The organism is Streptomyces sp. CB00316 (assembly GCF_001905595.1).
Classification (GTDB): domain Bacteria; phylum Actinomycetota; class Actinomycetes; order Streptomycetales; family Streptomycetaceae; genus Streptomyces.
On sequence record NZ_LIXI01000001.1, the window covers coordinates 332,096 to 346,091 of the forward strand.

Below are 13,996 nucleotides of genomic sequence, written 5' to 3' on the forward strand. Positions count from 1 at the left end.
CGGTTCCGGCCCCGCGGGAGGAACCGCTCCCGCCGAGGACCTCCACGGGGACCGCTCCCGGCCGAAATCCCCCTATGAGCAACCGCCCCCGCCGAACGGGCGCCCACCCCCCGACCACCACCGGGAGACCACGATGACCAAGCCGCTACGCGAAAACCGGGACTTCCGGCTGCTCTGGCTGAGCGGCCTCTTCGCGGTCCTCGGAGGGCAGATGAGTGCCCTCGCCCTTCCCCTGCTGGTCCTCAAGGAGACCGGCTCCCCGGTGCAGGCCGGAGCCGTCGGGACGGTGTCCGTGGGAGCCGTCCTGATCACCATGCTGCCCGGCGGGGTGATGGCGGACCGCATCGAACGCCGCAGGCTGATGAGGCTGTGCGACGTCGGTAGCCTGACCGTCGTCACCGCCCTCACCATCGCCGTCCTCTACGGGCACGCCCCCATGGCGCTCGTCCTGCTCGTCGCGGCGGCGGGCGCGGTGATCAGCAGCGTCTACGCGCCCGCCGTCTTCGGCCTGATGCGCGCGGTCGTCCCGGCCGACCAGATGGGTACCGCCACCGCGCGGCTCCAGGCACGTACCCAGACGGCCCGGCTGGTCGGGCCGCTCGTCGGGGGCGCGCTCTTCGGCCTCCATCCGGCGCTGCCGTTCGCGGTCGAGGCGCTCGGCCTGCTCGCGTCGACCGTCTGCGTGGCTCTCGTACGTACCCGCTCGCGGGCCAGGACGACGGCGGGCTCCGCCTTCAGCAAGCGCGAACTCACCGCGGGGCTCACGTTCCTGTGGAAGGTCCCCTATCTGCGGACGGTCCTCCTCATCTTCGGCCTGGGTATGAACTTCGCGTTCGGGTCCCTCACCTTCATCGCGCTGACCGCGTTCTCCGACGGGGGCCGCTCCGGTATCGGCGGGGGCTTCGTCATCAGCTGTGTCTCCGCCGGGGCCCTGGCCGGGGCGCTGGCCGCGCCGCGGATCAGTCCCGGCCGGCACTCCCGGGTGCTGATCGTCGCCACCTGCTGGACCTGTGTGGGCGCCGCCGGCGTGATGGCGTGGCTCAGCCGGCCGGTGGTGGCCGGACTGATGTGCGCGCTGTGCATGTTCCTGTCGACGGTCGCCAGTATCGGGTTCCTGTCGAAGCTGCTCGTGGTGACTCCGGAGGAGAAGGTGGGCCGGGTGCAGAGCGCGGCCGGATTCCTGTCCTCCATGGTCCAGCCGTTCGGGCCGCTGGCCGGCGGCGCCCTGCTGATGGCCTTCGGCGGCCGGTGGGCCTTCGCCCTGACCGGGTGCGTGCTGGCCGTGTCGGCCCTCGTGGTCACCTTCGCCCCCTCGGCCCGGGCGGAGCCCTCCCCGCCCCAGGCGCCGGAAGCCGAAGGCCGGGCGGAACCCGCCGACCCGGTCGAGCCCGAGGCCAAGCACGCCGCCCCCGGGGTCTGACCCCCTTCGAGTCCCCCTTCGAGTCCCCCTTCGAGACCCCTTCGAGTCCCTTTCGAGAAGAGAGAGTCGAGCGTGCCAGCCGTCCAGGAAACCCAGCTCTACTGCCTCGCGGACCGTACGTACTACGACACCCCGGACCGACTGCCCGACGGGGACTCCCGCTACCGCCTCGACACCGACCCGCCCCCGGCGGGCTGGCGCCGCGCGGCCGTGGGCCTGTGGACCTCACTGGTGCCCGTGCACGCCGGACTCGCCGAGCAGGGTTGGAAGATCCATGTCTCCACGGTCCCCGACGAGGCCGAGGCCACCTTGCGGGACACCGCCCGCATCTGCCTGGGCCACGGAGTGCCGTTCAAGTTCTTGCGCAGCGGACGGGCGTTGTCGCTGATGGCGGACAAGCACATGAACCGCAGTGGCGCGGGCAAGTTCGTCACCGTCTACCCGCCCGACGAGACCGCCTTCCTGGCACTGGCCGACGAACTGTCCCAAGCCCTGGCGGGGCGCAGCGGCCCGTACATCCTCAGCGACCTGCGCATCGGTGACGCTCCGGTGTACACGCGCTACGGCGCCTACGTGCCCCGCTGGTGCGACGACGGCGAGGGCCGCCGGGTCCTCGCTCTGCGGGACCCCTCCGGGAAGCTGGTACCCGACGAACGCGGCGTGGTCTTCCGTACGCCCTCCTGGGTGGAGGTGCCCGCGTTCCTGCGCCCGCACCTCGCCGCACGCGCCGCCGCCCGTGACGACACCTTCCCCTACACGGTCACCGAGGCCCTCCAGTTCTCCAACGCGGGCGGGATCTACCTGGCTACGGACCGGGGCACGGGGCGGCGTGTGGTGCTGCGGGAGGCGCGTCCGCACTGCGGCCTCGACGGCGCGGGCGACGACGCCGTCACCCGCCTGCACCGCGAGCACCGGGCGCTGACGGCACTGGCCGGTCTCGACTGCGTCCCCGAGGTGCACGGCGTACGGACTGTCTGGGAGCACCACTTCCTGATCGAGGAGCACATCGAGGGGAACACCCTCCTGGAGGAGATCGTCACCCGTTTCGCCCTCGTACGCGGAGCGGTGACGGCGGACGAACTTGCCCCCTACGTCGCATGGACCGACGCGATGACGAGCGAGCTCTCCCGGGCGCTGGAGGCGATCCACGCGCGCGGACTGCGCTTCGGTGATCTGCATCCGTCCAACATCATCGTCCGGCCCGACGGGCGCGTCGCCCTCGTCGACTTCGAGTACGCCACCGCGCTGGACGACCAGGACACCCCGCTCGCCGGAGCCCAGGGGCTCCAGGCACCCCCCGGTACCCCCGGCGCGGAGGCCGACGCGTACGCGCTCTGGACGACCTGGCTCACCATGCTGATGCCGGTCACGGAGATCGCCGGGCTGGAGCGGGCCAAGGCCCTCACGCTGGAGAAATGGGCCCGTCGGCGGTACGGGCTGTCGGCCGACGCGGGACCGCGCAGGCCCGCCCTGCTGCACGGCCTGGACGCCTCACGGCGGCGCGAGGCCGAGGTGGCCGCCCTTTTCGAGCCGGAGGTGGACTGGGCGGAGATCCGTACCCGCCTGCTGGCCGGAATACATGCCGGAGCCACCCCCGACCGGACGGACCGGCTCTTCCCGGGCGGACCGGGCCTCTTCGCCACCGGCGGGACCGACCTCGCGAACGGCGCGGCCGGTGTGCTGTACGCCCTGCACCGGACGGGCGCACCCGTCCCCGGTGAGTGGACCGACTGGCTCGCCGCCACCGCGCTCCGCAGGGACCCCGCCGAGGCGGGCGGCCTCTTCGACGGGCTGCCGGGTACGGCCCTGGTGCTCACCTTGCTGGGCCGTGCCGAACAGGGGCGGGAGCTGTGGGACCGGGCGATGTCCGCCGCGCCGCCGGCAGCGTCGGCCGACCTGTTCAGCGGACGCGCGGGCCTCGCCCTCGCCGCCCTGCGCATGGCCGGTGCCGCCGGCTCCACGGACCCGGACACCCGGCTGGTCGACACCGCCCTGCGCATCGCCGGGGACCTGGACCGGCTGGTGCGCGGCGGGCCGGTCGACGGGGCGCGCGCCCCGGAGTCGGCGGGGCTGTTGCGTGGGCTGAGCGGGGCCGCCCTGCTCCACCTGGAACTGCACGCGCTGACCGGTGAGTCCTGGCTGCGCGAGGCGGCCCGCACCACCCTGGAGCGCGAGGCCGGACACCTTGTCACCATGGACGACGGCACGATCCAGGTGCGGGACGGCAGACGCCATCTCCTCTACCTGAACCAAGGCAGCGCGGGCGTCGCGCTGGTGGCCCAGGCGTACACGGACCGACACGAGGATGCCGCGCTGAGCGCCCTGATCCCCGGGGTGCGTACGGGCTGTGTCATGGAGTTCGTCCGCGAACCGGGGCTGTTCAACGGCCGCGCGGGACTGGCCGCCACAGCGGGCCAGCTGTCAGCCGAAGGCCGTAGGGGGCCCGAGGTCCTGGCCTCCGTACGCAACCTGACCTGGCACCTGGTCGCCGACGAGTCCCGGCTGCTCGTCCCGGGCGCCACCCTGCGGCGCTGCTCCGCCGACCTCGCCACGGGAGCGGCCGGACTGCTGCTGTCCCTCGACTTCCTGTCGGGCGGGACGGACGGCCCCGGGCTGCTGGAGCTCCTCACCCTGGGGTGAGCGGCCTCCGGGGTGACGGCCCTCTCAGGCCCCCTCCCGCTCTCCCGCGTACAGACACAGCAGCCGCGGCACTTCGTACAGCGCGGCGTGCGCGGTGACCTCCCCGGTCGGCGAGGTCACCGCCCCCGCGTCGATGAGCGACTCGACGGTACGGATCGCGGCCCGCTCCCCGCACCCCAGCGCCTCCATCGCCCCGTCCAGGGTGAAGCCGCCCTCCTTCGCGGGCCCGGCCAGCCGCCCCAGCGCCCGCCGGTCGCCCGCCGACAGGTCCTGCCACCCGGACGCCATGCGCAGCCGTACGGAGATGTCCCCGGCGACCAGCTCGTCCAGCGCCGCCGACGGATCGCCGAGCCGGTCCGCGTACTCCGCCAGCGGCAGATGACGCAGGACCGCCAGCCGCATCCCGCCCACCCCCACCGCCAACGGCAGTGCCCCGCAGGCCCGGACGATCCGCAGGGCCGCCGCCGGATCGGTCCGCAGCCGCCCGGGCCCGATCAGCTTGCCCAGCAGCTCCAGCGCCTCGCCGTCCGCCAGGGCGCCCAGCGCGATCCGGTGCACGGGGGCCAGCCCCGCCAGCTGACCGCGCGCGGTGAGCACCACCGAGGACGGCCCGGACCGGGGCAGCAGCCCCCGTACGGAAGCCTCGTCCGGTACGTCGTCGAGGACGATCAGGGCCCGGTGCAGTGACAGCCACCTCTGCCAGGCGTCCGCCGCCCCCTGCGGCACCGCGGCCGCCGGACCGCCCTCCGGCGCGGCAGGCACCGCAGAACCAGACGGTACGGTCGAGTCCACCGTGATGCGCACCCCGCACAACCGCCCCAGCTCGCCCAGGACTTCGGCCGGGGTGCGGGCCGAGCCGTCCTCCCGCCTGACCTGGACGTGGAACCGCCCGTCGGGGAAGCCGTCGCCGAGAAGGTGGGCCGCCCGGAGGGCCAGTGCCGACTTGCCGGAGCCCGCGGGGCCCGAGACGACCACCACCCGTTCGTCCGGGGAGCCCAGCAGCGCCAGCAGGTCCCGCAGCTCCTCGCGGCGGCCGGTGAAGTCTCTCGGTGCGGCGGGCAGTGCCGTACCGTGCGCGGTGCCCCGGCCGGCCGCCGCGGGCCGGGCGGCGCGGCCCCGGCCCAGCATCGCCCGGTACAGGGCCGCCATCGCCGGACTCGGCTCCAGGCCCAACTCCCGGGCCAGCAGCTGGCGGTAGTCGTCGTAGACCGCCAGGGCCTCGGCCTGCCGCCCGGACTGGTGCAGCGAGTTCATCCAGGCCACCCGCAACCGCTCCCGCAGCGGGTGGCGTTCCACCAGATCGCGCAGGCCGTCCACCGCGACGGCGGCCCGGCCGAGCTCGATCTCGGTCTCGGCCCAGTCCTCGTACACGGTCAGACAGCGGGCCTCCAGCCGCTCGGCCTCCTCCGCCACCCCCGTGGAGTCCCGCAGGTCGTTCAGCGGCGGCCCCTCCCACAGGTCCAGCGCCTCGCGCAGCAGCCGGGCCGCCGTCCGCAGGTCGCCGCGCTCACCGGCGGCCCGCCCGGCGCGGGCCAGGGAGCGGAAGCGCAGGGTGTCCAGCTCGCCCTCGTCGATGGTGAGCCGGTAGCCGCCGCAGCCGTGGACGACCCGGTCCCGGCCGTCGTCGCCGGTGGAGCCGAGCAGGGCGCGGGCGGCGCTCACGTACACCTGGAGGTTCTTGCGGGCAGTGCGGGGAGGGTCGTCCGGCCAGACCGCGTCCGTCAACACGTCCACAGAGACAGGGGTGTTGGGGCGGGCGAGCAGGGTGGCCAGGACGAGGCGCTGTTTGCGCGGGCCGAGCGGGAGCGGGCGGCCGTCCCGTACGGCCGTGAGCGGGCCGAGCAGGGAGAAGTACACCGCACCGGCGGAGGTCGGGCGGGCGGGAGGTCGGATCATCAGCGGGCCTCCGGAAGCGGGGACGGGCGGCAGACTGCCGTACGTACCCCTCGATCCTGGAGCGGTGCGGCCACCGGCACATCGGGGGACCGCCCGCATGTTCCGCCGGTGCACCCGACCGAAACCGTCCGGTGCCCCCATGTTGTGGGGGCACCGGACGGAGGTACGCGAAGGCTCCGGCCTCAGGCCGGCTCCACCGCGCACTCCGCCGCGAACTCGCAGAGCGCCGAGCGGTCCGCCCGGCCCGTCTTGCTGAGCAGGCTGGCCATGTGCTTCTCCACCGTGCGCGGCGATATCGACAGCCGCCGGGCGATCTGCTGGTTGCCCGGCCGCTCCGGGAGCAGCACGAACACCTCGTACTCCCGCGGGGTCACCCCGCTGGTCCGCAGCGGCAGCGGGATGCGGTCCCAGCCGCCCCGATGCTGGGTGACGCTCGCCCCCGCCTGCCGCAGCGCCGCCCGGCACGCCGAGGCGACCGCCTGCGCCCCGACCCCGTAGAAGAACTCCTCGGCCCGCCGCAGCCAGGAGACCGGCTCGCCCCACCCGTCGGCGCGGGCCGCGTCCGCGACCAGGCGCAGGCCGAGGTGGCGGGCGACCGGGAAGGGCACGGACCGGGTGTCGAAGGAGTCCACCAGACGCGCTGCCCCGGCCCGGTCGCCGGCCCGGCCCAGCAGCACCGCCTCCGCCAGCTCCAGGAACTGCCCGTTCCACGCCAGAGCGGCTCCGGGCGAGGCGCGTACGGCCTCGTACTCCGCCCTGTCCGCCGCCTCCGCGAGCACCCGCAGGAAGGGGCGCAGGCCGTAACTCCCGCTCAGGTAGAAGTAACTGGGGTGGTCCCGCTCCCAGGCAAGCACCGCGTCCAGCCCTTCCAGCGCCCGCTCCCGGTCCTCCTCCAGGAGCGCGCCGATGGCTTTGCACAGCCCCAACTGGTGCGGCACGAGCAGCGACTGCTCGCCGCCCGCCCGTCGGAACGCGGCCAGCGCACGGTCCATGTCCCGGCGCCGCCCCCGGTGCGCGGCCATCGTGGCGGAGGAGAGGAGCAGATAGCGGTGGGCGGAGAGGTTGCCGACCCGGGCGCTGGCCTCCAGCGAACGGTCGATGATCTCCTGCGCCTCGTCCCAACGGCCGCACAGCACCGCGTTCATGGCGAGCAGCCCGTCCACCGTCTGCGTCAGCAGCAGCGCGCCGAGCTCGATGGCGGCGGCCCGCGCCGAGCGCAGCCGCGAGGCGTCCCCGGTCCGCATGAAGGCGTTCGCCCCGAGCCGCACCAGCGCCTCCACCCGCCAGACGGGCAGATGGTGATCGGTGGAGAGCGCGAGCATCCGCTCCAGGCAGGCGTCCGCCCGGTCGAACCCCTTCTCGCGCAGCAGCAGCGCCAGCAACTGCCAAGCCTGGCAGGCGACGACGGGCAGCCCCTCGGCCTCGGCGATCTCCGCGGCCTCGCGGGCGGCCCGCTCGGTCTCCCCGGGGCGCCGGTGCTCCTGCCCGGGCAGCAGGGCGAGATGGGCGTCGGCGACGGCGAGCGCGGCATGGCGGCCGGGCGTCGGATCGTGGCCCAGCAGGGCGCGGGCGGCCTCGATCTGACGGGCCGCGTCGGCCGCCCGCTCGGCCATCACGGCCACCCAGGCGATCTTGATGTGGACCTCGCCGCGCCGCTCGGCGGCCTCGGTGCGCGCCGGAACCGGCGGTAGCGACTCGGCCAGCTCCAGCGCGGCGTCCAGGTCGCCGCCCTCGGCCCGGGCGACCGCCAGGGACTCGGAGATCGCGGCCCGGTCGGTGTCGGCGGCCAGGGGGCAGGCCCGCTCCAGCAGCACCACGGCCGAACCGTGGGCCCCTGAGGCGAGCATCCGTCTTCCGGCCTCCGCGAACCGCAGGGCCGCGCCCGAACGGTTGCCCGCGGCCAGATGGAGGGAGGCGACGAGCTGCTGACCGTCCTCGTGGAGCGGGTGACCGGAGTGCTCGATGGCCCCGGCGGCGCGGCGGGCGAGCGAGGCGCGCTCAGCCGGGGCGAGCGAGGAGATCAGGGCCTCGGCGGTGAGGGAGTGGCGGAAGGCGTACCGGTCGGGGGCGGCGCCGTCGGGGGCGATCACGCCCGCCTCGACGGCGGACCGGAGGTGGGTGAAGAGGGCCCGGTCCTCGAAACCGGTGACGGTCTGGAGGACGGAGACCGAGAACTGGCCGCCCAGGGTGGCCGCCGCGATCAGGAGGTCCCGGACCGGTCCGTCCAGCCGGTCGAGTCTTCGGGTCCAGGTCCGCACGATGCCCGAGGGGACCGGCCCGCCGGGGTGCTCGGCCGCCTCCCAGCCGCTTCCCGCCCGGCGCAACTGGCCGGTGTCGAGGAGATCGGCGAGCAGCACCTCGACCAAGTACGGGTTTCCGCCGGCCCGTTCGGCCAGCCGCTGGTGCACCACCGGGGGTATCTCCTCGGGCGCCGCCTCCAGGCACGCGCCCGTCAGCGCCCGCGTCTGGTCGTCGGCCAGTGGCTTCAACTCCCGCACCAAGGCTGCCTGTCGGCGCTCCGCGGACCGTACGAGATCGAGCGCCGCCCCCGCCTCCGGGCGCAGGGTGCCCAGGAGCAGGATCGGCAGGTCGGCGAGGTTGTCGATGACGTACTCGACCACCGCGACGGTCTCCGTGTCGCTGTCGTGGAGGTCCTCCAGCAGGATCGCGCAGCCGGACCCCCTGCCGAGCACGGACAGCAGCCGCAACAGCGCCTCCGCCAGCTCGACGACGGTCTCCGGATACCCGGGGGAGGCCTCCTGGCGCCACTCGGGGACCAGTCGGGCCAGGGCGGGATGGTAGGGGGCGAGCTCGGGGTCGGTCGGTGTGCCGGCGGCCCGGAAGCGGGAGGAGAGAGCCTCCACGAGTGGCCGGAAAGGGACGACGAGACCGGTCGAGGTGGCCCGGCCGCGCAGCACGGGCATGCCGAGTCCGTAGGCCCGGTAGGCGGATTCACCCACCAGGCGGGATTTCCCGATCCCCGCCTCGCCCAGGAAGAACAAGGCGCGCCCTGAACGCCGTTGAACGGCGTCCAGGGCGCTGCTCAGCAGGCCGATCTCCTCGTCCCGCCCGACGATGACCGGCGAAGTGGCTCGCATGGGCGCAGGCTACTTGAGTCGAAACTCATGCGGCAGTGGCCCAATGCGCCACAATGCGGGCCGAGATGTGGTTAAAGGGGGATCATGGTGGTCCACGGCAGGTCGATCGTGTTGCCGGTCTCGCCCTCCGAGGCGCTGAGGAGCCTGCTGCGCATCCCCAGCCCGCCGCCGATGCCGAGGGAGATCTGCCCGGCCGGGTGGTCGTACGCGCCCTCCTGGGCGAGCTTGCCGGATCCCTGAATCGCGGATTCGTTGATGTGCGTCATCTCTGCCTCATTCTCTGTGGGTGCTGAATCCTGAACGGAATGAACGCTGGAGCAAGGGCTTCTGGCGGTGGATCGACAACAGGTGCGGTACGGATGAAGGCCCCACGGACGGAAGGGCCGGTACCGGCCGCGGGAGGACCTCTCACGCAACCCCCGCGGACGGGTTGAGAAGCAGCGCGGAGCCGATCCGGTCGGGGAATCCCGCCCGCAGCAGTCCGTGCCCGATCCCCGAGAGGCCGGTGAGCAGCCCTGGGTGCGGTACGTGGCCGGGGGTCCCGCAGCGCGGCCCCTCCCGGTCGGCGGCGGCGAGCAGCGTCCCGGCCCTGCGAACCCACGGGGTGCGGTCGCCGGTCAGGGCGCTGTGGCCGAGCAGCTCCAGCAGGCCGAGCTCGCCGTGGCAGAGGCTGTCGTCGGCGAGCGGGGCGCAGTCCGCCAGCTCACCGGCCCGCTCCGCCAGCCAGCCGGACAGGTCGGGGTCGACGAGCGCGTCCGGGCTGTCCGCGACCGCGAGGGCTACCCCGGCGGCCCCCTCGCACCAGGCCCGGCCCACCGTCACGTCGACGGTCGCCCGGCGCAGAGCCCGCAGCCCCGCCGTACGGTACTGCTCACCGCCCCCCGCCGCGGCGAAGCGCAGCAGCGCCCAGCCGATGCCCGCGACCCCCTCCGCGAAGCCCCCGGCCGCCGGGTGCGGCGCCACGGAGATCCGCTCGGCGCAGCGCTCGGCGCCCCGCCAGGCCTCGGCCCGGCCGGTGGCGCGGTGCACCGCGAGCAGGGAGACCAGCCCGCCGGCCGCCCCGCCGCGCACCCCGTACCCGTCCTCGGCGGCACTCGCCGCGCAGGCCAGCCGGGTGGCCGGGCCCGCCAGGTCGAGCACCGTACGATCGCCGAGCAGCGTACCCACCTCGGCCAGGGCGTACGCGATGCCGCCGAGGCCCGCGAAGGCCCCCGAGCCCAGCACCGCGAGGTCGTCCACCCGGCCGTGCAGCGCGTCCAGCAGGCCGGGCACCGGGGCCAGCGCCTCGCGGGCCGCCTCGGCGTACCGGTCGGCGCCGGTGAGGGCGGCCAGCTGGGCGAGGAAGAGAGCGGGTCCGGTGTAGCCGCTCGCGAGGTCGGCCGCCATCGGCGTGAGCCGCCAGTAGCGTTCGCCGAGCAGCTCCAGGCCGATCCAGTTGGTGCGGGCCTCGTGCCGGTAGGCGAGCGAGACGAGCTGGTCGCCCACCGACCGTGCGGCGGAGAGGAGTTGCTCCGGCTCGGGGGCTGTCGCGGCCGTCCGTGGCCGCGCGCCGCCCTCCGCCCGGTGCGGCGGTTCGGGGGAGGTGGACACCATGGCGGCCCGGATGATCCGTTCCTGGTCCTGGCGGTCCACCGTGTCCATGGCCCGGACCTTGGCCTCCACCCGGGCCAGACCGGTGGACCCCGACGCGGCCGGCACCTCGCGCCCGGTGCCGCTCCACAGGTCCGCAGAGCCGGGCCGGGTGAGGAAGACCGGCACATCGCCGGCCCACAGCTCCTCGATCTCCTCGTCCTCCAGACCGGGCAGTGCGGGCACGCCCAGGGCGGGGGTGCGCAGCAGGGAGAGGACCTGGTGGCGTTCGGCGGCGTCCCGCATCAGGTCGGGGTGGGTCGACTCGTCGAGCAGGGTGGTGTACGTCCAGGTCGGCCGGGGCACGACCCGTACCTCGTCCTGCGCGAACTCCGTCAACAGGCCACTCTTGCCGAGCAGTTCGTCACGGTAGTCGCTGATGGCGGTGTAGCCGGCGCGGAACCCCTCGCACAGGGCGTCGGTGTACGCGGACGGATCGGCCGCCACCCCCTCCAGCCGGGGCCGGTTGGCGGACTCGGTGAACCGCGCGGAGCGCCGTACCAGCCGCATGGTGTCCGTGCCCGCGCCCGCCCAGTCGGCCGTCTCGATGGGGGAGGGAGCGGCCCGGCCGCCGCCGATGGCGGAGACGTCGAGCGCGGCGGCGTCCCCGACCAGCAGCTGGGGCAGCAGCCCGACCCGGTGGACCGAGGCGTGCAGGGCACGGGCGGCGGGGTCGGAGGAGTGTGCCTGGGGGAGCGGCGGATGGAACAGGGTCTCCACATCGACCAGGACCGGGTGCGGCCCGCAGGCGATGAGGTTCTCCTGGTGCAGATCGGTCCCGTCCAGCAGGTGGAGCAGGGCCAGCAGCGCGCCCTGGCGCCGGTAGAAGAGATGAGTCTCCGCGGTGGACGAGCAGGGCCGCTCCTCGACGAACTCCACCCACCCGTAGTCGCCCCGGTCCAGCACCCGCAGCGCCCGCAGGGACGGTGTCCCGGGCAGCGAAGCGAACCATCCCACCAGGGAGTTGAAGTGCCGGTGCGCCGCGAGCGGGCGCGGCTTGTAGACCAGCCGGGTCCCGTCGGTGAACCGCAGCAGCATCACCGAGCGGCCCCCGCGGTGACTGTCACCCGCACCGGCCTCGACCCCGGTCAGCGCCCCCGGCCCCCGCCCGGCGGCGAGCGTCCCCGGCGAGGCGCCGGGCCCCCGGTCGCCCAGCACACCGGAGGGTGCCAGCAGCTCCCGGTCGTCGGCGAGCCGGCCGAGCATCTCCGTGAAGGCGTCGGCCGCGGCCAGGCTGGTGCGCGCCAGGATGCGGGCCAGCACGGGATACGAGGTGAGGAGGGCCGCGAGCCCGTCCCGCCCCGCCGTGCGCCGCACGAAGTCCCGGAACCGCTCCTCGGGCCCGTCGCCGGCCAGCCGCCCCGCCCGCCGCGCCTTGTGCAGCTCCAGCACGAGCGTCCGCGCCGCGAGCCGGGCCAGCCGCCGGACCAGGTGGGATCGGAAGTCCTCCAGTACGGGGGCGAGCCCGACGGCGGTCCCGGCCCGCACGGCGTTGTTCGACGGCGAGGTCAGCAGCCGCCCAGCCGCCCGCTCGGCGAACGGGGCCACGACGAGGGCGAATCCGGAGAGCCCCGGGTAGTCCCGCCCGTCGACGACGGCCTCGGCCGGCGCGTCGGCGATGACGGCCCGGACGAAGACGACCCAGTCGGGCTCACCCATGGGCGGCTCCCCGACGACTCCGGGGAGCCACCAGGGGTTGGCGCGGGGGGCGGGGGCGCTGCTGCCGGTGCCGTTCGGCTCGTGCGCCGTGCTCGTGTGCCCTCGGCTGGTGTTCGTGCGCGGGGGGTTCGCGTCGGCGTGGTCCGTGTCGGAGTGGTCCGTGTACGAGTGGTCCGTGTTCGTGAGGTCCGTGCGTACCGCCCCGGCGGCGGTGACGGCCGCTCCGGCGGATACGGCAGCGCCGTCCGCGTCGGCGGACCCGGCGGGCCGGGCGGACCCGTTCGCCCCGGCGGACCCGTGGGTGCCCGGGAGGGCGAGAGGGGCAGCAGCCCCCGTACCGCCGCTGCCGATCAGTTCCTTCTCCACCGCACCTCCCAGGTCGGGAGCGGCCCACCGGACCGCTCCCGAACCATCCTGGCGGGAGGGCTCCCGGGGCGCATGGGGGAGATGCCCCCATCTTTCGCACCCTGGCCCGCAGCGGGGCCCGACGGCTCCGCCCCAGGGGCCTCACCCCATCCGGGGCGGAGCCGTCGACCCCCGGATCATCAGTTCGGCCGCGATGGTGGCGATGCCCCCGGGCGGTGGGTTCTCCTTGCCCATGGCGAGCCGGCCCGCCCGCGCGCCCGCCTCGAAGAGCGGCAGCCGTACGGTCGTCAGGGCGGGTACGGCGTCCACCGAGAACGGCAGGTCGTCGAAGCCGGCCACCGAGATGTCCTGCGGGATGCGCAGCCCCTGGTCCCGTACGGCGGCGCAAGCACCCAGCGCCACCGTGTCGTTGGCGGCGACGACCGCGGTCACGCCCGGTTCCCGGCGCAGTATGTCGAGGGTGGCCTCATACCCGGAGCGCCGGTCGTAGGGCCCGTGCACGGTGAGCTGTTCCTCGCCGCCGGGCTCCGTGCCGAGCCCGGCGGCCCGCAGGGCCTCGCGGTGGCCCTCGAGGCGGTGCCGGGTGGTGGTGCGCTCGGGGGGCCCGGCGACGTAACCGATCCGGCGGTGTCCCAGCGAGATCAGGTGCTCGGTGAGGCGCCGCCCGCCGCCCCGGTTGTCGAAGGCGAGCGCGGCGACGAGCGCGTCCCCCTCGGGGAGCGGGGGCCGCCCGCAGAAGACGATCCGGGTTCCGGCGTCGGCCAGCTTGGCCAGCTTCGCGGCCATCGCCGCCTGGTGCGCCGGGTACTCGACCGCGCCTCCGGTGAGGACGACGGCGGCGGCCCGCTGGCGCTGGAGGAGGGTGAGGTAGGTGAGCTCGCGCTCGGGGGAGCCGCCGGTGTTGCAGATGACGGCCAGCTTCTCGCCGCCCGCCCGCCCGGAGCCGTCCCCGGGCCCGCCGATCTCGGTCTGCGCGGCCCCCGCCATGATCCCGAAGAAGGGGTCGGCGATGTCGTTGACCAGGATGCCGACCAGGTCCGACGTGGCGGCGGCCAGCGAACTGGCGGGCCCGTTGAGTACGTAGTCCAGATCGTCCACCGCGCGCAGGACCCGCTCCCGGGTCGACACGGCGACCGGGTAGTTGCCGTTCAGCACACGGGAGACGGTGGCCGGGGACACCCGGGCGCGGGCCGCCACGTCCGCCAGGGTGACTGTCATCGCTTTCCTCCGTGAGGTCACGTGCGGCGCCCCTCTTGTCCGGCCGCTGTCCGCAGGCTAGCGTCATCTC

Annotated in this window: 7 protein-coding genes; 2 read left to right on the top strand and 5 right to left on the bottom strand. The window is 74.7% G+C overall.

The genetic code is table 11. From position 1 onward, the window contains the following. Positions 1 to 133: 133 nt before the first annotated feature. On the top strand, positions 134 to 1,420 hold the full coding sequence (locus tag AMK21_RS01440; protein WP_073873341.1) for an MFS transporter: 1,287 nt from the start codon (positions 134 to 136) through the stop codon (positions 1,418 to 1,420). A 72-nt stretch (positions 1,421 to 1,492) separates the two neighbouring features. Then, entirely contained in the window at positions 1,493 to 4,060 is a 2,568-nt protein-coding gene (gene lanKC, locus AMK21_RS01445) for a class III lanthionine synthetase LanKC (RefSeq protein WP_073873343.1), read from the top strand. A gap of 24 nt (positions 4,061 to 4,084) precedes the next feature. On the opposite strand, the gene AMK21_RS01450 is transcribed toward lanKC, so the two are convergent. The 5 genes from AMK21_RS01450 to AMK21_RS01470 all read right to left on the bottom strand — a co-directional run bounded on the left by AMK21_RS01450 (position 4,085) and on the right by AMK21_RS01470 (position 13,926). After that, positions 4,085 to 5,956 carry an AfsR/SARP family transcriptional regulator gene (locus AMK21_RS01450; RefSeq protein ID WP_073873345.1) on the bottom strand — a complete coding sequence of 624 codons (1,872 nt, stop codon included), beginning with the start codon at positions 5,954 to 5,956 and terminating at the stop codon, positions 4,085 to 4,087. Positions 5,957 to 6,138: 182 nt separating this feature from the next. Next, entirely contained in the window at positions 6,139 to 9,054 is a 2,916-nt protein-coding gene (locus AMK21_RS01455; RefSeq protein ID WP_073873347.1) for a helix-turn-helix transcriptional regulator, read from the bottom strand. A gap of 71 nt (positions 9,055 to 9,125) precedes the next feature. Continuing rightward, positions 9,126 to 9,320 carry a hypothetical protein gene (locus AMK21_RS01460; protein WP_073873349.1) on the bottom strand — a complete coding sequence of 65 codons (195 nt, stop codon included), beginning with the start codon at positions 9,318 to 9,320 and terminating at the stop codon, positions 9,126 to 9,128. 142 nt (positions 9,321 to 9,462) lie between these two features. Continuing rightward, positions 9,463 to 12,708 (bottom strand): type 2 lanthipeptide synthetase LanM family protein, encoded by a 3,246-nt coding sequence (locus tag AMK21_RS01465; RefSeq protein ID WP_073873351.1) that lies wholly within the window; start codon positions 12,706 to 12,708, stop codon positions 9,463 to 9,465. Positions 12,709 to 12,849: 141 nt separating this feature from the next. Further along, positions 12,850 to 13,926, bottom strand: coding sequence for a LacI family DNA-binding transcriptional regulator (locus AMK21_RS01470; protein ID WP_073873353.1), 1,077 nt, complete (start codon positions 13,924 to 13,926; stop codon positions 12,850 to 12,852). Positions 13,927 to 13,996 lie beyond the last annotated feature (70 nt).

Bases quoted from the DNA above. Each gene is read 5' to 3' on its own strand.
- AMK21_RS01440 (WP_073873341.1), top strand. From the start codon at position 134: ATGACCAAGCCGCTACGCGAAAACCGGGACTTCCGGCTGCTCTGGCTG.
- AMK21_RS01450 (WP_073873345.1), bottom strand. From the start codon at position 5,956: ATGATCCGACCTCCCGCCCGCCCGACCTCCGCCGGTGCGGTGTACTTC.
- AMK21_RS01455 (WP_073873347.1), bottom strand. From the start codon at position 9,054: ATGCGAGCCACTTCGCCGGTCATCGTCGGGCGGGACGAGGAGATCGGC.
- AMK21_RS01460 (WP_073873349.1), bottom strand. From the start codon at position 9,320: ATGACGCACATCAACGAATCCGCGATTCAGGGATCCGGCAAGCTCGCC.
- AMK21_RS01470 (WP_073873353.1), bottom strand. From the start codon at position 13,926: ATGACAGTCACCCTGGCGGACGTGGCGGCCCGCGCCCGGGTGTCCCCG.